Below are 26,732 nucleotides of genomic sequence, written 5' to 3' on the forward strand. Positions count from 1 at the left end.
TCGGGCATGTCCTTTCTGCCATATTCCCAGTGCACCACGAGCCGTCGGGCGTCCCCTCGCGCGGGCCCGACGCGCGATCACTTGACCTTTCGGACATGTCTCATCAGCCATGTCCACAGGCCCCCGCGTCATGGAACCTGTCCTCCGGGACATGCGCGCACAGGTCGCCGTGCGCGCCCATGCCGAACTCGTCGAGCACCCGCTCGCCGAGCAACCCGCACCGGCCGCGCGCATCCGCCGGACGTGGCCCTGTCGTCGCGGTCGTCGTGGGCGCGGGCCCGCGGCGATCGTCCCGAGCCGCACCGTGTCGGCGAGCTCACCGGTGGTGAGCGGGGCGAACCGGGCGCGGCCTGCGGTCACGAGACGGCGACGACAGCTCGCGGCCCGCGCACCACCCCACGCGCACCCAGCCAGTCGACAACACCCGGCCACAGCCACTCGCCGCGACCGCAGGGACATCTGCCTGTGGAACCAGCTCCGCAGCCCGCACTCTCCGGCGCATCCTCCGCACCCACGGGCGGAAGCGCCCCGAGCCGCCCCCGCACCGGCTGCAGCCTCGCCCGGACCGCCCGCTCCGACCGCGGACCCGTCCCCCACGAGAACCGCGCGCCCCAGCGCCTCAGCCGCTCCGGGGCCGGTCTGGGTGCGCCCGCCTACCACAAGGGGTCGTGGTCGCCGAATCACCCCGCTTCCGTGACTTGGCCGCCGGGCCGCGGTAATTCTGGATCCGTGACCGACCGCTCCGTCGCCTGTCGCCGGCCCGCCGCTCTGGGCCTCGTGCTCGCCGCCGCCATCGCGGCGTGCAGCGGCGTCGACGATCCAGGCGAGCTCGGCGTGGCCCCGCAGGAGTCGGGCGAGCCGGCGGCCACCTCGCGGCTGGCCCAGATCCGCGTCGTCGTCCAGCCGCCCGGCGAGTTCGCGGGTGACGAGCCGGCGCTCGAGGTCTCGGCCGTGTTCGCCCAGTACCGCGGCTACGACGAGGCCGCCGCGCGCACCCGCCTCGACCTGCCGCGGCCCCCGGCCGAGCGCATGCGTCCCGGCCACTGTGCCCCGAGCGACCAGCTGCTGGCCGCCGACGAACCTGTCTCCAAGGACAGCAGCAGCAGCGCGCGCGAGCTGATCTTGCTCGACGCCGGCAACCTCGGCGTCACCATCGGCGAGGCCGCGATCGACGTCCCGCTGGCGCTGCTGCCCGACCTGGTGCCCAACATCTCCGGCGTCACCTACACCTACCTGGGCGACAGCCTGCCTGCCGGTGCCTGGCCGCCGGGCGAGCCGGCCCCGTCCGAGTTGGTCGTCCGCGTCGACGGCGAGGGCGACGAGCTGCCCGGCTTCACCCTGCGCCCGCGCCTGCCCGAGCCGGCCGCGCTGACCGGCAGCATCGACCGCGGTCGCGACGAGCTGCGCCTCGAGTGGCGCCCCGGCGCCCGCGAGCCGCTGGTCCTGCGCCTCGCCAGCCTGATCGGCGGCGAGCCGGTCGGCGAGGAGCTGACCTGCGTGACCCATGACGACGGCTCGTTCGTCGCCGACCTCGACGAGCTGCACGCGCTCGGCCTCGACGCCGGCCCCGGCACCGCCCTGCGCATCGCGGCCACCCGCTCCGGCCGCACCGTGTTCGACGCCGGCGAGTTCGTCGGCGCCGAAGCCGTCGTCGAGGTCCGCACCGTCACCGTGCTCCCCCCCTGAGCCGCCGGGTCGCTCGAGCGACAGAGGGACATGTCCACCCGGACATGTCCCTTTCGACATTTCTCTCACGACATGTCGATGAAGACATGTCCGATCGGCCATCTCCTGGCCCGCGAGCTCACCCCGACGCCCGCAGGCGCAGCGCCGCGGCTGCCTCCTCGCGGTCGTCGAAGTGCAGCTTGGTCGTCCCGACGACTTGATAGTCCTCGTGCCCCTTGCCCGCGATCACCACCACATCCTCGACGCCCGCCTCCGCGACCGCGCGGGCGATCGCCGCGCGGCGGTCGACCTCCGGCACCACCCGGTCGCGGCGGCTGGCCGGCACGCCGGCCAGCATCTGCGCCACGATCGCCGCCGGATCTTCCGTGCGCGGGTTGTCGGAGGTCGCGTAGAAGCGATCGGCCAGGGTCGCCGCGAACTCGCCCATCGGCGCCCGCTTGCCTGGATCGCGATCGCCGCCGCAGCCCAGCACCACGAACAGCCGGCCGCTGCAGGCCCGCCGCACCGCTTGCAGCGCCCGCGCCACCGCGTCGGGCGTGTGCGCGTAGTCGACGAGCACCGTCGGCCCGCGCGCGCCCGCCACCGTCACCCGCTCGAGCCGCCCCGGCGCCCCGCGGCACTCCGCCAGCGCCGCCGCGATCGCCGGCGGCTCCAGCCCCAGCCCCAGCCCCAGCCCGATCGCCACCAGCAGGTTGTCGAGGTTGAACGCCCCGACCAGCGGCGAGCGCAGCGCCAGCGGCCCCGCCGGCGTGTCCACGCGCGCCGTCAGACCTGTGCTTTCGGACATCACCGAAGACGCCACGATCTCCGCCCCCGGCAGCCCGCCGCGCGACGCTCGCCACACCTGCGACCCGGCCGGCGCCGCCGCCAAGAATTGCTGCGCCGCCGGCTGCTCGTCGACCGCCGCCACCACCACCCCGCCGGCCCGCAGGTGCTCTGCCGGCAGCAGGCACTTGGCCGCCAGGTACTCGGCCATCGTCGCGTGGAAATCGAGGTGGTCCTGCGAGAAGCTGGTCAGCCCGGCCGCGTCGTAGCGCAGCGGCTTCGCCCGGCCCTGCGCCAGCGCGTGCGACGACACCTCCATCACCGCGTCGGTCGCCCCGCGCTCGCGCGCCCGCGCCAGCAGCTCCTGCAGCTCGAGCGGGAACGGCGTGGTGAAGGCCGCCGTCTCCTCGCGGTCGCCGACCCAGTTGCCCGTCGTACCGATCCGCGCGTGCTTGCGCCCCGCGGCCGCCAGCATCGCCGCGACCAGGAACGTCACCGTCGTCTTGCCGTTGGTCCCCGTCACGCCCGCCAGGCGCAGGTGCTCGCCGGGCTCGCCCCAGGCGCGCGCACACAGCCGCGGCAGCGCGTCGGCGATCGCCGGCAGCTCGACCCGCGGCTCCGGCTGCGGCGCCGCCAGCCGCCCGCGCTCGACGATCGCCAGCGCCGCGCCTGCCGCCAGCGCCGCCGGCACGAACGCGTGCCCGTCGTGTGCCAGCCCCGGCACCGCCACGAACGCCGCGCCGGGGACCACCCGCCGCGAATCGACGACCAGCCGCGCGACCGCCGTCTCCGGCCCGCAGCCGTGGTAGCTCGCGTCTTCACCGGCGAGCAGGGCGCCGAGGCGCAGCGTGTCGGACATCGCCCGCAGGCTAGCGCACCCGCGCCCGCCCGAACAGCACCCCTCCGCCCGCCCGCCCGAGCTTCCGGGGCGCCAGTCCTCGCCTGTCCCTTCAGTCAGCTCCTCGCAATGCCCGCTCGCCCGCCCGCCCGCAGATCCGGCCGCGCTCGCGGACATGCTCGATCGGACATGCCCCGGCGCCGCTGCTCGCCTGTCCTTCAGTCAGCTCCTCGCAGCGCGGCCGAGCGCGGGAGACGATGCCCAGCCGCGCTCGCACACATGCCCGGCGCCGGTTCTCGCCTGTCCCTTCAGTCGGCTCCTCGCAGCACGGCCGAGCGCGGGAGACGATGCCCGGCCGCGCTCGCGGACATGCCCGGCGCCGCGCCTCGCCTCGCCCTTCAATCAGCTCCTCGCAATGCCCACGATTCACCCCTCAACGGCCGAACGCGGGTGGCGAAACCCGGCCGCGCTCAAGGACATGCCCGATCGGACATGCCCCAAGGGGCATGCCATCATGAACATGTCCCCCGCGCCATCTCCCCACATTCGATCTCGCTGATTTTTAAAGGACATGTCCCGGAGGACATGCCTTTAATCATCAGCTGCCGCCGGGCGTCTTGACCAGGCGACCGATCCGCAGGTTGGGGATGAACGCCTCGGTCAGGGCCGCCGGCGTCTGGATCTTCCCGCGCATCGTGTCCTCGAGCCGGCGCGGCACCTCCGGGATCGGGGGCGGCGGCGGCGAGTCGTCGGCCGGCAACGCCGCCAGCAGCGGCGGCGGCGGCATCGTCAGCTGCGCCGCGGGCATCGGCGGCGGCGGCGGCAGGTCGGTGTACGCGTCGTACTCCTCGTGTTCCTGTTCGTGCTCGAGCTCGACCTCGAGTTCGCCGGAGATGGCGACCTGCGCCGGGCGGGACCCGAGCACCGGCTGCGCTGGCGCGAACTCGGGGACGCGGGCCTGCGGCCGGCTCGGCTCCGCGGGCGCGCTCGCCTGCTCGTCCGCGCGGGCGAAGATCCCCGACTGCGCCGCCAGGTCGAGCTCACCGCGCAGCGCCGGCACATCGAGCCGCTCGAGCCACGCCCGGTCGACCAGGAACCGGCCGTCGAGCGGCACCAGCGTCAGCGACCCGCGCGTGATGCTGTGGAGCAGCTTGCCACCTGCGTGGTGTCGCAGGCGACGGCCGAGCTCCGCCACCGCCTCGTCGTCGTCGTCGAGCGCCCGGGTCAACGCCGACAGCACCAGCCCGAGCACCTCGCGGGCGCGATCGAACTCGCTCTGGAGCTGCTGCTGCTCGGCGTCGGTGCGGTCGGTTCGCACCACCACCTTGGGCGTCGGCAGCGGCGGCTCGTGCTGGGCGGCGCGCAGCCGCTGGGCCAGGCCGGCCGCCACCTGCAGCTTCTTGTTCAGCTGGCGAGCCAGGCCCGCCCAGTGGTCACGCTCGTGCTGACCGGTCGCGACCGCGCTCTCGAGCTCCGCCACTCGCGCTTCGAGCTGTCGGATGTGCAGGACCTTCGCGTCGTAGCGCTGCCAGATATCACCGGAGTCCGTCATCGGCGGGTTCCAAGCATAGTCGGGAATCCCTGCCGACGCGAACCCCCAGCGCCGGGCAGCGACGCCCCTCGACGCAGCGAGACGTAGGTCCGCGTGAGCCCGCGCCGCGCACCATGGGCGACTGCGACGGCGAACACATGTCCGCCGGAATTCCAGGTCTGCTCCCGCAGCGGCACCCCCTGCGCGATGTACGTCCCCTGGCAGCCGTCCGGCGTCGCGCTGGCGAGCCGCAGTGGAGCCCGCCGGCGCCGACGATCCTCGCTTCGTCGCCGATGTCGGCGATGTCGAAGTCGGTGATCGGTGTCCCATCGTGATCACCGAGCGCGAGCGCGAGGCCGGCGGGATCACGGTCGCCGGCCGCGGCGATCGTATCGGCCGCGATCGCCTCGAGGATGAGCCGTGTCATGCCGCCGTCACGTGTGATCTCGGTCGCTGCGCCAGCTTACGCCGGCCGGGCCGCGCAGCCGGACGCCGCGGCGCACGCGCCAGAGGCCCGTTTCCGCGATCCCTGTCTCTTGCGCCAGGAGCCCGGCTCAGGCCGCCTCGGGGGCGGTCTCAGCCGCATCAGGGTTCAGGCGCTGCGCCAGCGCCGGCAGGCGGCGGTCGGGCACCGCCGTGAACAGGTGGTGCAGGAAATGGAAGCGCACCCCCAGGTAGTTCTCGCGGCCGACCAGCGCGATCCACAGCCACCGCAGCGGGCGCGGGAACTCGGGCGGATCGACCTGTCCGTAGAGCCATGGCTGATGGACCAGCCACGCGAACACCAGCCAGGCCAGCGCGTTGCCGATCCGGACCACCAGGTTGTAGGCGATGAAGCCGCGCAGGCCGCCGAGCCACATCAGCGCCGCCCACGTCGCCGCGTGCGTCAGCATGGCCAGCGCCAGGCGCGAGTCGAGGCCGCGACGTCGCAGGTACCACACCGCCAGCAGCTCCGGCTGGACCAGGCACAGCAGCGCCGCCCGCAGCGGCCCGGTGTCCATCATCTCGCGGTCCGGGTCGGCCTCGCTGCCCTCCTCGCGGTGGTGCATCACGTGCAGCTCCTCGAGCTGCGGGCGACCGAGATAGATCGGCGACACCACCACCAGCAGCGCCCGCGCCGGGTGCCAGCGCGCTGCCACCCGCTGGTCGGCGTGCAGCGCCTCGTGCCAGCGGTTGAAGTAGCGCAGGAACAGCACCACCCCCAGCGGGCCGAACAGCCAGCCCGGCATCACCTCGGCCACGAACGCGAAGTAGCTGGCGTGGAAGGCCAGCGACCACGCCAGCATCGCGTCGTCGTAGCGCGTGCGTGGGTCGCCCGGAAACACCGCGTTGACCTCTCGCCGCGTCATGCGGAGAGTGCGCGCGGCCATCGTCCGGAGGTTTCCCGCCACCACCCCGTGATAGCGATTCCCGCCCCGCCTCGCAAAGCGCGCTCCGCGACCGACCCTCTCCGCTCGTGGACAGGCGAACGCAGTTCACTCGCGCAGACCGATCGATGCAACTGCAACCGAGGTCTCCCGGCCTCTTGACGGGCCGCGGCAGTGCCCGGGCCCGAAAGCCCCGGCCCGCCGCCCGGCGCCGGCCCGGGCCAGCCCTGCGCGGGGCGCACCGGGACTTCAGGACATGTCCTTGCGGACACCTCGTCCGGGACATGTCCCGGAGGACATGTCCCGCGAGCCAGCCCCTAGTTCGGCTTCTTGGCGTAGAACTTGTACGCCCCGGCGCCGCTGTACGACTGGATCAGCCACGTGTAGTGGCCCGCGGTCCCGTTGTACTTGACGGTCTCGTTGGTCGAGGCCGTCTCGGCCTTGGCGACCACCGCCCACGCGCTGCCGTTCCACTTGTAGAGCAGCAGGTCGAAGTCGGTGCCGGCCGGCCCGACCAGGTAGCCCTCGTGCGCGCCCGCGCCGTTGCTCGTGTAGTAGCTGGCGTTCGGGTGCTGGTCGCTGTCGCCGCTGCCGGACAGCGAGCCGCTGTACTCGGTGCAGCCGGTGCACGGCACGTCCGCCGGCGGCGGCGGCGGCGGCGGCGGCGGATTGCCCCCGCCCTGGTACGGCGAGCCGCACGTCGCGCTGTACGCCCCGTTCGGCGCGCCCGCGTTGCAGCCGCCGCTCCACGTGTCGTTCACGCTGCCCGGATTGGTCTGGAAGTTGAAGCACTTGGGCCCCGGGTTCCAGGTGCCGTTGGCGTCGTGGCACGGCGTCAGATCGATCGCCGTCTGCTGCTCGAACCACGCGATGCCCTTGTGCATCATCGAGTACATGCCGCCGCTGCCGCACGCCCCGCCGTACGAGGTGATGCCGAACACGCGCCATGTCCCATCGGCCAGCTTGATGAACGCCGGCCCGCCGGAGTCGCCCTGACAGGTGTCCTTGCCGTTGCCGCCGATCGAGATCTCGTCGCCCTGGAACCCGTTGATCGTCGTCGTCACCTGGCGCTTCACGCCGTAGGGCCCGTTGTCGGCGTTGCCGAAGCCGACCAGCGTGACCTGCTTGCCGGGCTGCAGGTTGCTCGTCTCGCAGCCCATCAAGATCGGCACGATCGGCACGTCGGTGACCGGCGTCGAAAGCTTGCACACCGCGAAGTCGTTGCCCGAGCCCGGCTGGCCGCCCGGATAGATCTTGCACCACTGCGGCGTGACCGACTTGGCCGCCGCCGTGTACTTCTCGCCGAAGTAGATCTTGTTGTAGCTGGCGCCGCAGTGGGCGGCGTAGATGACCACCTGCGGGTCGACCAGCGTGCCCGTGCACGAGCCGCCGAGCTCGACCGTCGACGCCCAGCCGCACACCGGCACCGTCGTGCCGCCGTAGATGGCCTCGCCGTCCTGCTCGTCCGCCGACGAGAATTCGTCGCTCGCCTCGTCGGCGCCCGGCGCCGGCGGTGGGTCGTCCACGCCCGCGAACAGCTCCGCGTGGCTGAGGATCTTCGGCTGGCCGGCGTCGGTGAAGTCGGCCTCGGCGACCGCGAGGTCGACGCTGTCGAGCTCGGCGTCGCTCTCGACCTCCGGATCGCATCCGCCCGCGATCAGCGCGAGCATGGAGAGCGGTGTGAGCAGTACGGTCGAGCGATGCTTCCGGGCAATGAGGCGATGCGTCATGGCGGCGTCCTTGTCGATGAACGTGGTCGATGAATGGGGTCGGTCGATCGCGGCGCGGAGCCGCGGAGCCGGGGCTTCACGCGCCCGGGCGCGCCAGGTCCGAACGTGCCAGTGACACCAATTCCTGCCCCCACCTCATTCGGCAGGTACGACTCGGAAACAGGGTATATCGCTGCACAGGCACACGAATCCTAGCTCATCCCTTCGCTATCCCGACCGCCCACACTCCGTCAAGAAGAATCGCGGACCGGGCCCATGGCCCCCACATGGGGGCCCACAGCACGCAGCCGCGACCCACAACGATTATTCGGTGTGCGCATCGGCAATGGCACGGCCGTGCTTCGCGCAGCTCGCTCGATTGCAGCTGCACGAACACCGAACCCGACGTCGCACGACGCGCCCCGCGCAGCGCGCTCGGCGGATCCGAGCCGCGCAATGTCGTCACGCCCCCTCGCGCATCCCGCTCCGGCGCGACCGCGGCGAGCCGCGTGATGACGTCATCGCCGCAGCCGCGACATCGCGCACAGGCATCGACGCGAACCTCCGCGCTACACGAAGCGGATCGGGTGCGGCACCGGGGCCGCGAACAGATAGCCCTTGTCGTTCAGCCGCTGCTGCGACAGCGGCGGCTGCGTATGTCCATGCTCGTCGACCGCGCGCGGCGTGATCGAAAGCTCCCCCGGCGGCGCCTCGAGCTCGAGCTGCCACCACGTGCCCGCGACCGGCAGGTCGTCGCCGATCAGCCGGGCCACCCGCGTGAAATTATGCCCGCCGTCGAGGCTGACTTCGACCCTGGCGATCGCGCCGAACGGCGACCACGCGAGGCCGTAGATCGTTCGCCGCCCGGCCGGCAGCAGCCCCGGCCACGGCATGCAGACGGCGCTGCGGATCACCTGCGTCGTCAGCACCGGCGGCGGCCGCGGATAGTCGGCGCCGAGCAGCACGTAGTCCTCGGTGTTCGCCGGCACCATCGGCTCGCGCGTCGACACCTCGAGCGCCCCGACCCACTTCACGCTCGCCGCCCCGATCCACCCCGGCACCACCACCCGCGCCGGAAACCCGTGGTCCATCGGCAACGGCCCGCCGTTCATGCGATAGGCCAGGATCGTATCCTCCATCATCGCCTTCGCCAGCGGCAGCGGCCGCGCGTAGCCGTCGCCGTCGAGCCCCACCGGCATCACCCACGCCGCCCCGTCGCGCAGGCCCGCCAGGCCCAGCAGACGCGCCAGCGGCACCCCCGTCCATGTCGCCACTCCGTACGCCCCGTCGCGCCACGGATCGCCGTCGGCCGCGAACCCGAGCAGTTCGGCGAAGAAGGCCCGCCCGTTGCCCGCGCATTCGAGGTAGCGCGTGATCGTCCGCGACGGCAGCGTGACCAATTCGTCGTACGTCAGGCTCACCGGCCGTGCCACCGCATCCCCATGAATCTCCAGTCGCCACCCCGCCGCCGACAGCCGCGGCGTCGGCCCGTGGTTGCGCACGTAGAAGCGATCGTTCGGCGTGACGAGCTGCCCCGGCGACAGGCTCTCGAGCCGCGTCTCGGCGTTGTGCGCCCCGTGGCGGATGAACAGCGCGTCCGGCAACGGCTTGACGAGCTCCGACCTGGCCCCGCTCGCCCGGCACCCGAGCGCGGCGACCAACCCGCCGCCGCCCGCGAGCGCGAGGAACCGGCGGCGCGAGGATTCGTCCATCCGCACGCCCGCAAGCATGGCCTGCGGCCCCTGTTTCGCCACCGACCTCTCGCCGACGCCCGCCCCGTGAATGCGCCACGACGCCCCGCGCGGCGACCACGAGCCCGGCGCGGGGCTCGAGCAGCGCCTCGCCGCCGCTCGCTCGAAGCGCTGCCCGGCTCGCTGCAATCCGGGCAGCTCCCCGACCGAGCGAGCGTCCTCCCGTGATTGCCTCTATACCGAAAGCGAACCCGACTCAGCCGTTTCGCAGCTGCGGCAGCACCTTCGCCGCGAAATCATCGATGAAGCGCCCCTGCTCGCCGCCCACCTGATGCAGCGACACCAGATCGATCCCCAGCTCGGCGTCTTTGGCCAGCCACTCGGCGTGTTGCGAAAGATCGGCCGCCACCCGCACCGGCCCGCGGATCGCCTCCGGCGTCACGAACTCGGCAGCCGCCTCGAATTGCCCCGGCGTGCGCAGCTCGGCCAGCACCTCGCTGGCGAGCACATTGGTGCGCCACTGCGCCCACGCCTCGTGCAGTGCCGTCGCCTCGTCGCGCGCGTACGCCAGCTGCACCTTGAGGTGGACCGGCTTGCCGGCGCCGCCGCCCTCGCGGAACGCCTCGATCACCCGCGCGTGCCCCTGGTCCGGCTGCGCCGCCGTGATCAGCCCATCGGCCCAGCCGCCCAGCCAGCGCGCCGTCGCGGCCGTCATCGCCGCCCCGAACAGCGCCGGCCGCTCGCGCGGTCGCGTGTAGAGTTGCGCCGCTTCGACCTGCACCAGCCCGCGGTGCGTCACCGTCTCACCGGCCCACAGCGCGCGCATCACCTCCGCGCATTCGCGCAGGCGCTCGTTGCGGCGCTGCTTGAGCGGCCACGGCTCGCCGGTGATGCCCTCGTTGAGCAGCTCGCCGCTGCCGATCGCCAGCCAGAAGCGCCCGGGGAACAGCTCGAGCAGCGTCGCCACCGCCTGCGCGTGCACGGCCGGGTGGTAGCGCTGACCCGGCGCCGTCACCACCCCGAAGCCGCACGACGTCGCCTGCAGCGCCGCGCCGAGCCACGTCCACGCGTGACCGCTGTGGCCCTGGCGCTCGTTCCACGGGTGAAAATGATCCGAGCAGGTCACCGCGTCGAAGCCGGCCGCCTCGGCCCGCCGCGCCAGCGCCAGCAGCTCGCTCGGCGCAAATTGCTCGTGAGAGCAGTGATACGCCAGCCTCATCGCGCCTCCAGGCACTCGCCGAGCTTGCGCGCGCTGGCCGGCGCGACCGCGAACGTGCGCCGCGCCCCCGGCTGGACCGTCTCCGCCTGCCCGTCGATGCGCACCGTCACCGGGTGCTCCGCGTCGTCGTCGACCTGCACCGTCACCCCGTCGTTGCGGACCGTCAGCGACACCCACGCGCAGCGGTGGCGCACGCGGAACGACACGCTCTTCAGCTCGTCCGGCAGCGCCGGCCGCAGCCACAGCGCCCCGTCGCGCGCCTCGAGCCCGGTGTAACAGCGCTGGAAGATGTCGATCGTGCCCGCCATCGCCCCGAGGTGCACCCCCTCCTCCGTCGTCCCGCCCTGGATGTCGCCCAGATCGCTGCCCAGCGCCTCGCGCAACATCTGCCACGAGTGCGCCGGATCGCAGCGCGCCAGCACCCACGCGTGGACCACCCGGCTCAGCGTCGACCCGTGCGACGTGCGCCGCAAATAATAGCGGGCGTTGACCGCCAGCATCGCGTCGTCCCACGCGTAGCCCAGGCCGGTGAAGATCGCGCGCAGCTCCTCCGGCGCCAGCAGGTAGAACAGCATCAACACGTCGGCCTGCTTCGACACCTTGTAGCGATTGGCCGTGTCGCCCTCGGCCTCGAGGATGTTGTCGAGCCGGTGGATGTCGTCGCGGTAGCGGGCGCGGTACAGGTCCCAGTCGAACTCGGCCAGCCGCTCGTAGCCCTCGAATTGACTGATGAGCCCCTCGCCGTGGAACGGCACGAACATCCGCCGCGTGATGTCCTCCCAGGTCCGCAGCTCGTCGGCGCCGAGCCCCAGCCGGTCCACCAGCAATTGTCGCGCCCCCTCCGGCAGCAGCGCCAGCGCCTCGCGGGCCCGCAGCAGCGTCCACACCGCCATCACGTTGGTATAGGCGTTGTTGTCGACCCCGGGCCGGGCGGCCTCGGGGTACGCGTCGTGGAACTCGTCCGGCCCGCCGACCCCGCGGATCACGTAGCGCTCGCGCGCCGGCTCGAACTGCGCCGCGCTGGCCCAGAACCGCGCCACCTCGACCAGCATCTCGGCCCCGTGCTCGGCCATGAATTCGCGGTCGCCGGTGATCTCGTAATAATGCCAGACGTTGTAGGCCACCGCCGCGCCGATGTGCCGCTGCAGTCGGCTGTTGTCGGCGATCCACCGGCCCGAGCGCGTGTTCTTGCGCCGCGGCTCGCTGACCTCGCGGCCGTCGCTGGCGCTGCGCCACGGGAACATCGCCCCGCGCAGCCCGGCCGCCCGCGCCGCGGCCCGCGCCGCCGGCAGGCGCCGGAATCGATAGAGCAGCAGCGAGCGCGCCAGCTCGGGCAGGCGATACGCGAGCACCGGGAACACGAACAGCTCGTCCCAGAACACGTGCCCGCGATACCCCTCACCGTGCCAGCCACGCCCGGGGATCCCCGCGTCGAGCCCGATCGTGTGCGGCGAGACCGTCTGCAGGATGTGAAACAGGTGCAGCCGCAGCGTCGTCGTCGTCGATTGCTCGTCCTCGACCTCGACGTCGAAGCGGTCCCACAGCTCGGCCCACGCCCGCGTGTGCGCCGGCAGCAGCGCCGCGAAGTCCGGGGCCCCGGCGACCGCGCTGGCGGCCGCGTCGAGCGGCTCGCGGATCGTGCGATCGTGGCGGGCGTACAGCGCGGCGATCTTCTCGAGCGTGACGCTGCCGCCGGTCTCCAGCGCGGCGCAGGTGTGGAGCCCGACCCTGCGCGCCCCGTCGGCCAGCGGCGCCAGCGGCTCGACCTCGCCGCCCTCGACCAGCACGCGCGTGCGCGTCGCGACCGCGAACTCGAGCCGCGAGCCGCAGGTGCGAGCCCGCAGCGTCAGCACGCCCGCCCCCGGCGCCGCGACCTCGAATTGCTCGAGGTGCTCGCCGTCGGCCCCGCGGTACTCCTCGGCGTTGGCGTTCGTCACCTGTCCGTCGAGCCAGGAGCGCAGGCGGACCCGCGCTCCCGCGCCCGCGAGCTCGAGCCGAAGCTGCTGCGCCGCCAGGTGCGGCATGCCGAGGTGCACCAGCCGCTGCTCGTGCAGCGTCGCGCGCAGGCCGTCGACCTCGAAGCGAATCGTGCGGACCAGCAGGCCGCGCCGCAGATCCAGCTCCTGCCGATATTCACGCACGGTCACCCGCTCGGGCGAGAACCAGTCGCCGTCGCCGAGGCCGACGTCGATCCGCAACCAGTTCGGGAGATTGACGAGACCCTCGTGCGCGAGCGGCTCGCCGTCGACGACGCTGGTCTTGTGATTGTAGAGCCCCGCGCGGTACGTGCCCGGATAGTGCGACTCGCCCGCGACCGCCCACGGGGCCGCCGCGCGCGTCACGAAATGCCCGTTGCCGAGCGCGCACAGCACCTCGCGCTGGCCCTCGCGCTCGCGCTCGAACGACTCGTAGACGATCGACCACGGCGCCAGCCGGGCCCCGTCGCGCTCGTGCGGGCTCAAGACCGCCGCTCCCGGCCTCCACGCGCCCGCTCGACCGCCCCGCGATCGGGGTACGCCTGCTGCGACCCGTAGGCCGTCACCGCCAGGCTCGACACCGCCGCCGCGAACTTGACCGCCTGCAGCAGCTCCTGCCGCTCGAGCAGCGCCACCCCGAGCGCCCCCGCGAACGCGTCGCCCGCCCCCGTCTTGTCGACCACCGGCACCGCCAGCGGCCGCACGATCTCCTGCTGGTCCGCCGTCACCAGCGCCGTCCCGCCGGCGCGCAGCTTGACGCACGCGACCGCGACCCCGCGGGCCAGCAGCTGCTCGCCGGCGCGAATCGCATCCTCGTCGGTCTGGACGTCGAGCCCGATGAGCCCGCGCGTCTCCTCGGGGTTGGGGGTGACGACATCGATCATGGCGTAGAGGTCGTCCTCCATGTTGCCGGCCGGCGACGGATCGAGCACCACCTTGAACCCTCGCTCACGCGCCGCTTTGGCGGCCGCGCGCACGACGTCGATCGGCACCTCGAGGTCGACGGTCAGCACCGAGCCCGCCGGCGCCGCCGCGATGACCTTCACCACCGCCTCGGCGTCGCCGGCCTGCCACGCCTCGTTGGCGTTCGCCGCCAGCAGGATGGTCTTGTCGCCGTCGTCGTCCCGCACCACGATCATCGCCAGCGCCGTCGCCTGCCCGGCGACCCGCTTCACGTGCGAGACGTCGACCCCGACCTCCCGCGGCCCGCGCAGCACCTCGTCGGCGAAATCGTCGTCCCCGACATGACCCAAAAGACAGGCATTTACGCCGAGCCTCCGGCCCAGGAACGCGCGATTGGCCGCCTTGCCCCCGCCCGTGCGCAGCAGGTCGCGGACCGGCAACGTCTCGCCCGGCCCGGGCCAGCGGTCGGCGCGGACCTGCAGGTCGAGGTTGATGCTACCCAGCGCGAGCAACAGCGGTGAATCGTTCGTCATCGTGAAATCACCACAGGCGAACCCCTCGCGGCGCGAGGGAGGGGAGGTCAGGCCGGGAACGCGATCGTCGTGATCAGCGCATTCTCGGCCTGCCGCGAATCGAGGCGCGTGTGCTGGACCACGATCGGCTGGTCCGACTCGATCACGCACGAGAAATCGGTGCCCAGCGGGATCGGCTCCGGATCGTTCAAATCGTTGAAGCGCACGTGGCGGGTCCGCCGGGCCGGCACCGTCACCTCGTAGGGCCCGGCCGGCTCGCGGTCGGCGAAGTAAATCGTGAATCGCACGTGGGCGTCGTGGCCCGAGGCGTTGAGGATCGAAGCCGTCTCGTGGCTCGTCATCTCCGGCTCGGGTCCGTGACTCTCCCGGGGGATGTACCCGTCGGCGATGGCCCAGCGACGATGACCCAGCGGTGTCTCGCTCACGCAGGCACCGTGAGCGGTGTGCTCGCCCTGCGCAAGCCCGCGGCCGCCACGGCTCGGACCGGCGGGTGCTCCATTCATCCTACACGGCCGAGCCCGCTGCCGTCGCGGCGAATCCGCGCCTGGCCGCGGCTCCTGCGCGACAATCTCCGCAGCGCGTCCGGGAGCCCGCGTCGTCCCGCCATTCGGCCCGCCTGCGGTGCGAGCATTGAACGCGCCCTGCCCTTCGCCCAGCCTCGCCGCGCATGACCGCAAAGACACCCAGCAAAAAGGCCCGTTACGCCGTGGTCGGCGCCGGCAACATCGCCCAGGTCGCAGTGTTGCCGGCCTTCGCCAACGCCGGCGAGAACTCCGAGCTGGTCGCGCTCGTCTCCGGCGACCCGATCAAGCGCGAGGCCCTGCCCGAGCGCTACGCCAGCATCGAGCACCTCGGCGACTACGACCAATTCGAGGCCGTGCTGCAGCGCGCCGGCGTCGACGCCGTGTTCATCGCCACCCCCAACACCCACCACCGCGAGTTCACCGAGCGCGCCGCGCGGATCGGCGTCCATGTCCTGTGCGAGAAGCCGATGGCGCCGACCGTCGCCGACTGCGAGGCCATGATCGCCGTCTGCCGCGAGCACCGCGTCAAGCTCATGATCGCCTACCGCCTCCACTTCGAGGCCGCCAACCTGCAGGCCATCGAGGCCCTCAAGGACGGCAAGATCGGCGACCCGCGGATGTTCAGCTCGCTGTTCACCCAGCAGGTCCGGCCCGGCGACATCCGCACCCGCCGCGAGCTGGCCGGCGGCGCCCTCCTCGACCTCGGCGTCTACCCGATCAACGCCGTGCGCTACCTGTTCCGCGAGGAGCCGACCGAGGTCCTCGCCGCCGTGTCGAGCAGCGGCGACGCCCGCTTCGACGGCGTCGACGAGACCACCACCGCGATCCTCCGCTTCGCCAGCGGCCGCGTCGCCCAGCTCACCGTCAGCCTCGGCGGCTCGTCGGCCGGCTATTACCGCGTCGTCGGCACCGAGGGCGACCTCCACGCCGAGCCGATCTACGACTACGAGCAGGGCCTCGAGCTCGCCATCACCACCGAGGGCAAGCGCAGCGAGCAAAAATTCCCCAAGCGCGATCAGTTCGCCCCCGAGCTGCTCGAGTTCTCGCGCTGCGTGCTCGAGGATCGCGAGCCCGAGCCGTCGGGCGAGGAGGGCCTGGCCGACCTCCGCGTGGTCGAGGCGATCTTCGAGTCGGCCCGCAGCGGTCGCGCCGTGCAGCTGCCCCCGTGGTCGCGGGCCCAGCGGCCCGACGCCACGCAGGAGCACAAGAGGCCGCCCGTCGACCCGCCCGAGCCGATCCGCGCCCCCTCGCCGACGATCCGCTGATTCGTCCGCGACGGCCCCACGCGCGCCTCGCAGCGCGCCCGGGCCCGCGCGTGCGTCGACGCAGTCCTGCTGGCGGCGCGAGGGCTTGCGCCGCCGGGGCCGACGGCGGTCAATCGCGGCATGCATCGATTCAGCCTACCCCTCACCGCGGCCGCGCTCGTCCTCGTCGGCTGCGGCGGCGACGACTCCGCCGTGTCCGCCAGCCAGACCGACGGCAGCACCGCGACCGCGACGGCCCCCGCGACCGACACCCAGGGCCCCACCTCGACCGAGGCCGCACCGACCTCCTCGACCACCGAGGCCAGCGGCACCGCCGGCGCCAGCGACTCGACCACGACGTCCTCCACCACCGCCAGCTCCGACACCACCTCGCCCACCGGCACCGGCGTCGTCACGGCCAGCGACCCCTCCACGAGCACCACCGGCACCACCCAGCCCTGCCTCTGCGTCCCCGGCGAGCTCGCCGGCTGCGACCGCGACGGCCAGCAGCTCGTGTGTCAGGACGACTGTCAGACCCTCGATCCCGAGCCGTGCCCCGGCGGCGGCGCCTGCATCGACGGCGCCTGCTCGACCGACCTCTGCAAGCCCGGGCAAAAGGTCTGCGAGGGCGAGGACGCCTACAAAGAATGCAACGACCAGGGCGACGGCTGGCAGCCCCCCGTCGATTGCGCGCTCGAGGAGACCTGCGCCGGCGGCCAGTGCCTCTCGCTGTGCAGCCTCGCCGAGGAGACCCCCAGCTCGGTCGGCTGCTCCTTCTTCGCGGTGCGCCAGGACAACTACGATTACGAGCAGGTCGACTCGCTGGTGGTCGGCAACACCTCCAAGACCAAGACCGCCTCCGTCCAGCTCTACTTCACCCCCGACGGCACCAACAACGAGCAGCCCTCCGGCATGCCCGCCAACCTCCTCCCGGGCGTCACCCTCGAGTTCCAGCTCACCAACCAGCCCTTCATGAAGGTCAGCGCCCTGCGCAAGGGCGGCGTCTACCGCGTCCAGAGCACCATCCCGATCGTCGCCTATCAACATTCGCCGATCACCGCCCAGGCCACCAACGACTCGTCGATGCTGCTGCCCGAGCACGCCCTGCGGCAGGACCACGTCATCACCGCCTATGGTGACACCGTCGGCGGCGAGGACCGCCCCAGCTACTTCAACGTCGTCGCCACCACCGACGGCACCACCGTCCAGTGGACCCCGCCGATCGGCACCGTCGCCGGCGCCGGCGTGCCGGGCGTCGCCGCCAACCAGACCGGCAGCGTCATGATGAACCGCTTCGACGTCATGCAGGTCCGCGCCCCCAACGACGCCGACCTGTCCGGCACCTTCGTGCACGCCGACAAGCCGATCTGGGTCATCGGCGCCGTCAACTGCGCCAACGTCCCCGCCAACGTCTTCTTCTGCGACCACCTCGAGGAGCAGGTCATCCCGCTCGACTATTGGGGCAAGCAGTACATCGGCGCCCACTCGCCCAAGCGCGGCTCCGAGAAGCACTACTGGCGCGTCTACGCCGGCGAGGACCAGACCACGATCACCACCACCCCGGTCCAGGCCGGCACCCCCTTCGTGCTCAACAAGGGCCAGTGGAAGGAGCTCGTGATCCCCAACAACACCAGCTTCGTGTTCGACGGCGACAAGCCGTTCATGCCCGTGCAATACCTCGAGGGCGAGGGCGGCGGCGCCGGCACCGGCGACCCCGCCATGTACCAGATGGTCCCGGTCGAGCAGTTCCTCGACCGTTATGCCTTTGTCACCGGCACCGGCTACTCCATCCATTATGCCCAGATCATCCGCCTCGCCGGCAACCCCGACGTCGTCATCGACGGCCAGACCGTCACCGGCTACTACGCCGTCGGCGGCTACGAGGTCGCCGACTTCCCGATCGACGAGGGCGCCCACCTGGCCGAGAGCGACGCCCCGTTCGGCATCCTCAACATCGGCTACACGCCGGTGACGTCGTACGCGTACCCGGGCGGGCTGAAGCTGAAGATCATCAACCCGCAGTGACCCGCGCTCGTGTCCCTGCGTGTCGACCGCGATGAGCAGCCTCGAGCTGCTCGTCGCCATGCTCGAGCTCGGTGCCCTTCTCGATCATGAAGCTCGCCACGAACCGGTACCGGAGCGTCACGAGCATACCCCGCGCTGCAGTCGGGCCGCGATCGCCTGCAGCGTCGGGGCCAGCTCCGCCGGCTCGAGCAGCGTGAACTCGAGGCCCGCGTGGACGATCAGCGCCGCCAGCGTCTCGGCCGACTCGGCGCCGATGACGTACACCGCGCTGCTCGCGTCGGACGACTCCAGCAGGCCCGTCCACGGCGGGACGCGCTCGGCGATCTGCTCCGGCGACCCGTACAGGCGCACCCGCGCCTGGTGCTGGTACGGCGCCACCGCGATCGACCGCGACACGTACGACGCGATGTCCTCCGGCAGTTCGCGCGGCGTGAATCGGGCCCCGCGGATCAGCTTCGCCGCCACGCGGTCGACCCGGAACGTCCGCAAGCTCTCGCGCCCGAGGTCCCACGCGACCAGGTACCAGACCCGGCCGGTGTGCACGAGCCGCAGCGGCTGGACCTGGCGCGTCGTCGACTTCCCGTCCCGGTCGCCGTAATCGAAGCGCAGCTCGACCTCATCGCGGCAAGCCGCGGCGATCGCCGTCAACGCCCCGAGGTCCGCCGCGGTCCGCCGGTCGAGCAGCGACAGCGTCACCTCCGGCAGCGCGCCCAGGCGACGGCGCAGGCGCGACGGCAGCAGCTGATCGAGCTTGGCCAGCACGCGCAGCGCCACCGCCTGCAGGTTGGCCACCGTGCCCGCCGCCGCCCCGAGCGCGACGGCCACCGCCACCGCCTCGTCGTCGTCCAGCAGCAGCGGCGGCGTCCTCGTGCCCGCGCCGAGGCGATAGCCGCCGCCGGGCCCCGAGGACGCCTCGACCGCGTAGCCGAGCTCGCGCAGTCGATCGACGTCGCGCCGGACCGTGCGCACATCGACCTCGAGCCGCTCGGCCAGCTCGTCGCCCGACCACTCGTGCCGGGCCTGAAGTAGCGAGAGGAGCCGCAGCACCCGCGTCGAGGCCTTCACCGCGCCAGGATAATCGAGGACCGATCCTGTCCTCAACCCCTGGTATCCCTGGAAGCGCGTCTCCGACGCGAGAAAGGTTCAAAAAGCATGAGCGACACGACCACGGATGCGGGCGGCGGTTCGAAGCGGACCTACCACGGGAGCTGCGCGTGCCGCAGGGTGCGCTTCGAGGCGGACATCGACCTCTCGCAGGGCACCGGCAAGTGCAACTGCACGAGCTGCTGGAAGCGGCGCTGGTGGAGCGTCAAGGTCCAGCCGGGCGATTTCCGGGCGATGGGCGGCGAGGACGCGCTGAGCAAATACCGCCCGGACGCGACGAGCGGCGGCCACTGCAAGCACTGCGGCGTCACCCCGTACGACTTCGTCGACGCCGCCGAGTGGAACGAAGGCGCGTACGTCTCGGTCAACATCGCCTGCCTCGACGACCTCGAGCCCGCCGACCTGGTCGCAGCGCCGGTCGTCTACATGAACGGCCGCGCCGACGACTGGTGGCACCCGCCCGCCGAGACGCGGCACCTGTGAATGGGGCGGGCCCGCGGCTCACGTGGCCGCGCGGGCGGGATTCGAGCAAACCGCAAAGATGCTCGTCAGGGCGACCCGCAGTCCTACCAGTTCGGCACGAGCACGAACACGGCCGGATTCGCGGGGTCGTACGCGACCTCGACCGCCCGGTTCACGAACTCCGCCGCGTCGCTCGCCGTGTCGACCAGCGTCGTGAACGGCGCCACCGGCCCGTTCACCCCCACCGCGAGCCTGAGCTTCGTCGTGGTCACGCGCTGCGCCTGGACCACCCGCGCCTGGGCCCGCGAGCCACGCTCGAGCAGGCCCTGAATCCTGGCGATCGCCCGGCTGCGCCGGCTCAGGCCGAGGCGGTTAACCGCCACGGCTGTCGCCACCGCGCCGACCATGACGCCGATCCCGACGAACTGCCAGCTCCACCCATTCGCCGCGTTCTCGCCGCCGAGCGCCGTCGGCACAGGATCGCGTCCGACGGACTCCATCTCAAAACTCCCGAAAAAGCACAGGGCCCCGCCCACCATCACGCCGAGCAATCCGACCCCGATCGCCGCGACGAGCACCAGCGCCCTGGACTGCTCCCGGGAGTCGACGATGCGCGCGGCGAGGACCTCGTTCATCGCCGCCAAGTATAACCCGGCGCGAGGTCCGTGCCCGCGCACGTTCTCGCGCTTCGACCACGCCTGCTCGGCGCGACTACCTTTTCGCCTTCTCCCCTGGCGACTTCGATCCCGACTTCTTCGTAGCCTTCTTCGTCGGCGACTTCTTCGCAGCCTTCTTCGCCGTCGTCGTCGTCCCCGACTTCTTCGCCCCCGACTTTGTCGACGCCTTCGCGGTCCTCGTCGTCACCGACTTTTTGGTTCCCGACGTCTTCTCCCCCGACTTCTTCGCCGTCTTCTTCGCCCCCGACTTCTTCACCGCCTTCGCAGTCTTCGTCGTCCCCGAATTCTTCCCGGCCTTCGCGGTTTTCTTCGTCGGCCCTGACCTCTTCGCCGCCTTCTTGGCTCCCGACTTCTTCGTAGTCTTCGCGGTCTTCGTCCCCGATTTCTTCGCCGCCTTCTTGGCTCCCGACTTCTTCACCGCCTTCGCGGTCTTCTTCCCTGACTTCTCCGCCCCCGCCGGCTTCGCGCTCACACGAACCGGGGGCTCCTCGCGCTCCGCGAGCTGGCGCAGCTCGAACGAGTCATACGGAAGATCGAAGTCGCCGAAGACCTCCGCGTGATTGACGAAGTTGGGGAATGCGTCGACCACATCCGCGCAGGCTCGCAGCGCCCGGCGCTGCACCGGCGACAGCTGCTCGGGCTCGCCGTCCGGAAACAGCACCCCGAACAGCGTCTCCAGCGTCGTCACCTGCGACAGCGGATCTTGCTCGTGCATCACCGCGATCAAGCCGCCCATGTGCTGTGCCAGCACCTCGTCGGGCAGATGGTCGCGCGCCACCTCGGCCGCGTCTCCGCGGAAGAACGGCTCCAGCGCCACCATCGCCTCGTCGATCGGCGAACCGTCGATCACGTACGGCTCAATCGCTGCGATCCACGCCGGCGCCGGCTCCTCCGCGCGCGAGTCGAGCAGCACCGCCAGCAGGAAGCGCACCATCGGGTCGCTCTCGACCGCGAACGCCGCCTCGAACGCCGCCTGCGACGCCTCCGCGCTGGCCGTCATCCCCAGCCCCATCGCCGCCCGCCCGCGCTCGCCCGGCGTCGCTCCTGCTCGCAGGCGCTGCGCGAAGAACTCGATCGTCTCCCGCTGCCCGCGCCCCGCGTGCGCCATCAAGAACTCACCCTCGCGCGCCAGCTCCTCGTCCTCGCCGCTCGCCAGCGCCATGAAGCGGGCCAGCGACGGGCGCATCGCCGTCATCCACGCCTCGTACGGCTTTCGCGTCTCGGTGATGTACGGCAATTGCAGCACCTGGACCAGGAATTCGATCACTCGCCGCTCCACCGCCGGCCGCGACCCCTGCAGCGGCAGCATCGTCGCCAGCGCCGTCGCCACCCGATACGTCGCCGGATACACGCTGCCCTGATGCTCGATCTCCGGCCAGATCTGCCCCAGCGAATACTCCGCGATGGCCGGCTCGTCCGCCAGCACCCCTTTCACGTACAGCGGCAGCGCCTTGCCCGCGCCGAACGCCGTCTCCACCCGCGCCCACGAGCCCGGACCCAGGGCCGCCTTCAGCTCCGGCGACACTTCCAGCCGCTCCAACGCCTCCGCAGTGACGTTCTCCTCGTGGGCCTGGTGAAACGCCTCGCGCACGAACGACGGATCGTCCTGCGTCTGCTCCTCGTCATAGGCGGCGAACCCCGGCAGGAAGCAGCTCCAACCGTCATATTCGTTGAGCGAGTGCTCGCCGTCCGTCGCCATCGTCAGCTCTGCCGCGCCCGTCGAATCGTGCAGCGTCCACACCCCTTTGCCCCCGCCCGACGACGCATACGAGACCAGCAGCGCGCCCGACAGCTCGTAGTATTCGACCTTGCGCGGCGGCTGCTCCGGGTCCTCGCCCGATTGCGCCTCGAACACCAGCCTGTCCTCGTAATAGCGGCGCACGTGGTGCGGCCCGACCTCCTCCATCCGCACCGAGTACAGCCGCTTCCCCGCCGGATCGAAGAACGTCTCCGTGCGATCGTTATCGCCATTGCGGTACAGCGTCGCGCTGCGGACCGCTGGCGGCTCGGTGTCATCATAATAGAACGACTGCACCAGATCACCGTTCTCCGCCCACCGCCTGGTCATCGACAGCGCACCACTGCTATAAGTATCCTCCTCGCGCGGCTGCCCCGCGGGCTCGTGCAGGCTGCGCTCCGCGAGAACTCCGTTGCGGTCCCACTGGCGCCGCTCCCCGCGGAGCTCGCCGGTCCCCATCGCGCTCCGCTGCAGCACCCAGGCGTCCACCTCCGGGTCGTAGAACGCCTCCGCCGGCACGCTCGCCGGCCGCGGCGGCAGCGCTTCGCCGTCGCGCGCCACAGGCCGCCCCTGCGCGTCGAACGTCCGCTCCGTGGCGATGTAACCGTCGTCGTCGAACTCGCGCTCGATGACCCGCACCGCCTCGCCAAGGTCCGGGTCCCAGTATTTGTCCTCCGGCGACGGCCCGTCCAGCCGCCTCCACCGCATCAGCCCCGTCCACGCATCTTTTAAAAGATTCTTCGCCCCGCGCTGCGCCTCCGAGCCGTCCGGATGGAACCGCCGATACTCGAGCCGCTGCGTCCCGTCGCCCCACTCCTCCACGCACTCGACCTCGCCGCTCGCGCGCCACGAGGTCCACGTCCCGACCCGCCGCCCGGTGGCGTCCTTGGGCCCCGAGTTCCAGACTTCATCCTCCCAGAACGCATCGGCAGGCACATGAGCGGGCTTCGCGGGGGGGTGCTTCGGCATGGTGCGCGCGAGGGTGGCCTGCGTCTCATATCGCTGTCAACCCGAGGCGGCACCGAAGCGCTCGTTCGCGCATGCAGCCTAACATGTCCTTACGGTCATATATCTATGAGGCATCATCTGGCTGGCGCTTGGAGCCCGTACCTCGTCGGCGACAACGACCCTCGTCGTCGCCCGGATCGTCCGGCCGAAGTTTGGCCGCAAGGGATCTGCGGCTGGCACGAGCAGCTCGCCGGCCTGTGCCCGACCCGACCCGCCGTGAACGGCGGCCCTCGGATCATGCTCGGGTCCGAGAGCACGCGGGAAGCTTTGTCAAGGGAGCTTCGTAATGCTGCCGGAGACCTGATCGCCCGTCTGATAAAGCTCCAAGCGAGCTGAAGCAAGCATTGCACCGATGCCCAGATCGCCCAGGCCTGGAACCTTTTGAGTGTCCGCCACCTGAATAGCGAGTTTGTAATGGCGTGGAGCCTCGGGTGCGGAGTCGAGGTGGCGTTTCACCCTCTCCGGCTGCGTCGTGAGGATTGCCCATCCCCCTTGCTCGTCCGCCCAGGCGTAAAGGTAAACGGCCAGTCCGCCCACACCGAACACCGGCTTGCCGCGCTTGGGGGACCGCGCCGGATGTCCCCCGCCCCCTCGGCCCTCGACCAGGCCGACGAGTGAGGCTGCAGCCGCCGGGAGCGTTCGGACGAGCACCGTTACTGCCAGTCCTTGCCCCGCGTCCTCGACAGCGACGCCGACATCCGTCGTGTTGTCATAAATCGCACGCAGCTCAGGGGGTAGCCCATTGACGATCGCAGCGAGGGCGTTGGGCCACTGCTCGACCGCGAACAAGATAAGGAGAGTAGAATTTGCGAGGCCGAGAGTGTCAAGCAGCTCAGATACCCGCTCAGGGGCGAAGCTCCCCGTCGCCAGCGGAGCGAGGGCGCCGGCCGACGGTGTTCCGACGACATGCGCACACAGCAAAGTCTCGCTACAGAGAGACTCGACAGGAAATCGAGTCGGCGCCGGAGTCGGCCACATCCCGGCGATCAACTCGCTCGCTGAGGTTTCCGGCACCCATCGAAATGTTAATATGTTGTCGCGGGCAGGCTGTCCTACTACGGCCGTGAAGATCCGCTTGGCCTCCCGGAGCTCGCCAAACTGTTCGATAAGGGAGAACCCCTGATCCAACAACCGCACGCCGTCCACCGGAGACCTCGTCACCAGAGCATCCGCGAGCTCGCTCGCAGAGGTGCTACCCCAATTCAACGCGAGCGCGGAGCCATCGAGGGTAAACTCCATTGAGGGCCCTGAACTACCGGCTTGCTGGACCGGTGCGACGAGGCCTTCAGATACGATCGCCATCCGCTGCGAACGTGTCAGGGGATCCAGGAGATCCTCCGGTCGCAAATGGCTGTGCTTGGGGTATCTAATATCAAATTGATCGTACACCACTTCCGTTTCGTCTACGCGGACGACCAAGGCGCGGTCATCGGCACCGCCGCAGAAGGCCATTGGAACTCGACCTGGACCTCACCGCGGAGCGGTTCCCATATCTCGGGGCAACCTCGCCGGGACTGGAAATCAACGCCGTGCGCCTGGTTCTCGTCCCAGACCTCGAGACACCCATCGGCGGCGTCCAGCTCGAGAGCGCCGGCGTCGCGGTCGGGGAAGCACAGGGTCTGACGCCGAACGCGGCGATCCTCGGGGGCTTGCCGACGACTCGCTGGGGCGACCTCACGGAGGCGCCTGGCGCCTTCAAGGTAAAGATCGCGGACGGGCAAATCCCCGAGGCCCATCGAGAGGAGTACACTATCGATGGGATCACTTATCGTCGGTTCAAGGCCGGGTCGGTACGTGACCTGCTCGTCATCGTGCACTTCACCGTGTGAGCGTCAGCGCGCGCAAATCGCGCCCGGACGCTTGCGCGGTTACCCCCTCGCTTGTATAAAAGGAGCATGCGCACGCGCTTTCGAGCCTCCACTGCCTTCCTGCTCGTTGCAGCTTGCATATTTGCTTGCCAAGACGATTCCTCGGGGACCCCTGGCACGACGACCACGATGACTTCTGGGCCATCGTCGAGTCCGTCTGGGTCGGACAGCGCGGGCTCTACGACTGACGGCCCCAACACGAGCTTCGGGTCTGGCACCGAAACCGGCGGGTCGAACCCGCACGAAATCTGCCAGCGCTATCTTGCTTGCATCGCCGAAGTATCGCCCGGAGGGCTGCCAGAGGCGCAGATGGGCTTCGGCGAGAACGGCTCTTGCTGGCAGGGCAGCGACGCGGAGGCGCAACTCTGCATTGATGCCTGCCGGTCGGCGCTTGAGATGTACAACGAGCTGTTCCCCGAAGAGATGACTTGCGCCCAGTGCCACGCCGATTCCGAATGCGATACAACGGCAGGCGAGGTTTGTTTCTTGGGTAATTGCGCAGTCACCAGCTGCGGGGATGGGGTTGTCGATCCCACCGAGATGTGCGATTCACAGCCAAGCTGCGACGAGGACTGCCAGGGGCCTCAACAGTGCAATCCTCTCTCCAATTATCCCTGTCCGGAGTTCGAGGTCTGCTACTTGGACGACCAGCAGCCTGATCTGCTCGACGCGCATTGTTCACAGGAGTTCAGTGCGGCGGGGCTCGGTCAGTCCTGTGGCTTCGATGTCAGCAGGCGCTGCGTTGATCGAATGGGATGCGTTCCCAAAGACTTTGATCCCACCTGCATCGCCCTCGGGGACGACGGGTGTTGCCAGCCGCTATGCGACCTCGGCGTCCCGGAATCATGCGAGATGGGCCGCACGTGCATCGCTTATCAGGACTACTTCGGCGCCTTTCCCCCAGAACTCGGCTTCCTCGGGGTCTGCGTCCTATCCTAAGCCAAACGGCACGCCCCCAGAGCTACCCTTTCCTCATGCCGCGACCACGACCGCCTCGGCGGAAATGACAATCAGCGGCGGGCGGAAGCGGGGGTGGCGTTCAGGGATTCTCGACTCGGTCGAGAGCAGGGAGATCATGCGAGTTTACGCGTCGACCGGTCGTCCGCTTGCGCGGCCGCAGGGTCGAGGTATTCTCAAATGCCCGTGGGGCACGATACTCCGGTGCCACCAATCCCACAGTAACCCCCCGGGTTCTTCTCTAAATACTGCTGGTGATAGTCCTCCGCGTAATAGAACGTCGGCGCCGGCAGCACCTCCGTCGTGATCTCGCCGAAGCCTGCGTCGCGCAGTCGCTTTTGAAAGCCCTCGCGCGACGCCTCGGCCGCGGTCTTCTGCGACTCGCTCGTGTAGTAGATCCCCGAGCGGTACTGCGTGCCGACGTCGTTGCCCTGGCGCATGCCCTGCGTCGGGTCGTGGTTCTCCCAGAACACCCGCAGCAGCTCCTCGTAGCGGACCCGCTGCGGGTCGAACACCACCTGCACCACCTCGTTGTGGCCGGTGCGGCCGCTGCAGACCTCGCGGTAGCTCGGGTTGGGGGTGAAGCCGGCCGCGTAGCCGACCATCGTCGAGATCACGCCGGGCACCTGCCAGAACTTGCGCTCGGCGCCCCAGAAGCAGCCCAGGCCGAAGATGGCGATCTCGGCGCCGGCGGGGAACGGCGCGGACATCGGGCCGCCGAGGACCACGTGCTGCGCGGCGACCGGCATCGCCGTGTCGCGGCCGGGGAGCGCCTCGTGCGGGCGCGGCATCTGAACCTTGTCGGAGGAGGCGAACCAGGACATCCCTCGCAGGGTGACGCATGGCGAGGGCCGCGGCCAGCGGCGGGCCCGGCCGGCGGCGTGCCCGATCGCGCACACGGTGGCGG

20 protein-coding genes are annotated in these 26,732 nt (G+C 70.8%); 6 read left to right on the top strand and 14 right to left on the bottom strand.

What is annotated here, in order from left to right:
- Positions 1-729 precede the first annotated feature (729 nt).
- Positions 730-1,686 carry a hypothetical protein gene (locus POL25_RS08495; RefSeq protein WP_272085415.1) on the top strand — a complete coding sequence of 319 codons (957 nt, stop codon included), beginning with the start codon at positions 730-732 and terminating at the stop codon, positions 1,684-1,686.
- Positions 1,687-1,804: 118 nt separating this feature from the next.
- On the opposite strand, the gene POL25_RS08500 is transcribed toward POL25_RS08495, so the two are convergent.
- The 9 genes from POL25_RS08500 to POL25_RS08540 form a co-directional block, all read right to left on the bottom strand.
- On the bottom strand, positions 1,805-3,310 hold the full coding sequence (locus POL25_RS08500) for a UDP-N-acetylmuramoyl-L-alanyl-D-glutamate--2,6-diaminopimelate ligase (RefSeq protein WP_272085416.1): 1,506 nt from the start codon (positions 3,308-3,310) through the stop codon (positions 1,805-1,807).
- Between the two features lie 577 nt (positions 3,311-3,887).
- The gene (locus POL25_RS08505; protein ID WP_272085417.1) at positions 3,888-4,841 is read right to left on the bottom strand and encodes a hypothetical protein; all 954 of its coding nucleotides are present in this window, start codon (positions 4,839-4,841) and stop codon (positions 3,888-3,890) included.
- 533 nt (positions 4,842-5,374) lie between these two features.
- Complete coding sequence (locus POL25_RS08510; RefSeq protein WP_272085418.1) at positions 5,375-6,190, bottom strand: fatty acid desaturase; 816 nt, start codon at positions 6,188-6,190, stop codon at positions 5,375-5,377.
- Between the two features lie 314 nt (positions 6,191-6,504).
- Positions 6,505-7,857 carry a S1 family peptidase gene (locus tag POL25_RS08515; RefSeq protein ID WP_272085419.1) on the bottom strand — a complete coding sequence of 451 codons (1,353 nt, stop codon included), beginning with the start codon at positions 7,855-7,857 and terminating at the stop codon, positions 6,505-6,507.
- Positions 7,858-8,465: 608 nt separating this feature from the next.
- A complete protein-coding gene (locus tag POL25_RS08520) occupies positions 8,466-9,608 on the bottom strand; it encodes a sulfite oxidase (RefSeq protein ID WP_272087242.1) in 1,143 nt (380 codons plus the stop codon).
- A 235-nt stretch (positions 9,609-9,843) separates the two neighbouring features.
- The gene (locus tag POL25_RS08525; RefSeq protein WP_272085420.1) at positions 9,844-10,806 is read right to left on the bottom strand and encodes a TIGR03885 family FMN-dependent LLM class oxidoreductase; all 963 of its coding nucleotides are present in this window, start codon (positions 10,804-10,806) and stop codon (positions 9,844-9,846) included.
- Positions 10,803-13,268, bottom strand: coding sequence for a glycoside hydrolase family 65 protein (locus POL25_RS08530; protein WP_272085421.1), 2,466 nt, complete (start codon positions 13,266-13,268; stop codon positions 10,803-10,805). The genes POL25_RS08525 and POL25_RS08530 overlap by 4 nt, the downstream gene beginning before the upstream one ends.
- Complete coding sequence (locus tag POL25_RS08535; RefSeq protein WP_272085422.1) at positions 13,265-14,218, bottom strand: ribokinase; 954 nt, start codon at positions 14,216-14,218, stop codon at positions 13,265-13,267. Before POL25_RS08535 ends, POL25_RS08530 begins: the two co-directional genes overlap by 4 nt.
- 47 nt (positions 14,219-14,265) lie before the next feature.
- Positions 14,266-14,643 (bottom strand): sensory rhodopsin transducer, encoded by a 378-nt coding sequence (locus tag POL25_RS08540; RefSeq protein WP_272085423.1) that lies wholly within the window; start codon positions 14,641-14,643, stop codon positions 14,266-14,268.
- A 242-nt stretch (positions 14,644-14,885) separates the two neighbouring features.
- Between POL25_RS08540 and POL25_RS08545 the strand changes: the two genes are divergently transcribed.
- Both POL25_RS08545 and POL25_RS08550 read left to right on the top strand, forming a co-directional pair.
- Positions 14,886-16,007 carry a Gfo/Idh/MocA family protein gene (locus tag POL25_RS08545; protein ID WP_272085425.1) on the top strand — a complete coding sequence of 374 codons (1,122 nt, stop codon included), beginning with the start codon at positions 14,886-14,888 and terminating at the stop codon, positions 16,005-16,007.
- A gap of 120 nt (positions 16,008-16,127) precedes the next feature.
- Positions 16,128-18,011, top strand: coding sequence for an IgGFc-binding protein (locus POL25_RS08550; protein WP_272085426.1), 1,884 nt, complete (start codon positions 16,128-16,130; stop codon positions 18,009-18,011).
- 117 nt (positions 18,012-18,128) lie between these two features.
- Here POL25_RS08550 and POL25_RS08555 read toward each other — a convergent pair whose 3' ends face one another.
- On the bottom strand, positions 18,129-19,076 hold the full coding sequence (locus POL25_RS08555; protein WP_272085427.1) for a helix-turn-helix transcriptional regulator: 948 nt from the start codon (positions 19,074-19,076) through the stop codon (positions 18,129-18,131).
- A gap of 87 nt (positions 19,077-19,163) precedes the next feature.
- Here POL25_RS08555 and POL25_RS08560 point away from each other — a divergent pair, with 87 nt between their 5' ends.
- Positions 19,164-19,598 (top strand): GFA family protein, encoded by a 435-nt coding sequence (locus POL25_RS08560; protein WP_272085428.1) that lies wholly within the window; start codon positions 19,164-19,166, stop codon positions 19,596-19,598.
- Between the two features lie 83 nt (positions 19,599-19,681).
- On the opposite strand, the gene POL25_RS08565 is transcribed toward POL25_RS08560, so the two are convergent.
- The 3 genes from POL25_RS08565 to POL25_RS08575 all read right to left on the bottom strand — a co-directional run bounded on the left by POL25_RS08565 (position 19,682) and on the right by POL25_RS08575 (position 24,452).
- On the bottom strand, positions 19,682-20,212 hold the full coding sequence (locus POL25_RS08565) for a hypothetical protein (protein WP_272085429.1): 531 nt from the start codon (positions 20,210-20,212) through the stop codon (positions 19,682-19,684).
- A gap of 76 nt (positions 20,213-20,288) precedes the next feature.
- A complete protein-coding gene (locus POL25_RS08570; protein ID WP_272085430.1) occupies positions 20,289-22,961 on the bottom strand; it encodes a hypothetical protein in 2,673 nt (890 codons plus the stop codon).
- A gap of 309 nt (positions 22,962-23,270) precedes the next feature.
- On the bottom strand, positions 23,271-24,452 hold the full coding sequence (locus POL25_RS08575; protein WP_272085431.1) for a hypothetical protein: 1,182 nt from the start codon (positions 24,450-24,452) through the stop codon (positions 23,271-23,273).
- Between POL25_RS08575 and POL25_RS08580 the strand changes: the two genes are divergently transcribed.
- Positions 24,452-24,829, top strand: a complete 378-nt coding sequence (locus POL25_RS08580; protein WP_272085432.1) for a hypothetical protein — start codon at positions 24,452-24,454, stop codon at positions 24,827-24,829. The two genes, POL25_RS08575 and POL25_RS08580, sit on opposite strands and share 1 nt — an antisense overlap.
- A gap of 66 nt (positions 24,830-24,895) precedes the next feature.
- A complete protein-coding gene (locus POL25_RS08585; protein WP_272085433.1) occupies positions 24,896-25,807 on the top strand; it encodes a hypothetical protein in 912 nt (303 codons plus the stop codon).
- Positions 25,808-26,001: 194 nt separating this feature from the next.
- Here the strand turns inward: POL25_RS08585 and msrA are convergent, their stop codons facing one another.
- Entirely contained in the window at positions 26,002-26,649 is a 648-nt protein-coding gene (gene msrA / locus POL25_RS08590; protein ID WP_272085434.1) for a peptide-methionine (S)-S-oxide reductase MsrA, read from the bottom strand.
- Positions 26,650-26,732: the final 83 nt, after the last annotated feature.

Origin of the sequence: Nannocystis bainbridge, assembly GCF_028368995.1 — a bacterium.
In the GTDB taxonomy this organism is placed as follows: Bacteria; Myxococcota_A; Polyangia; order Nannocystales; family Nannocystaceae; genus Nannocystis; species Nannocystis bainbridge.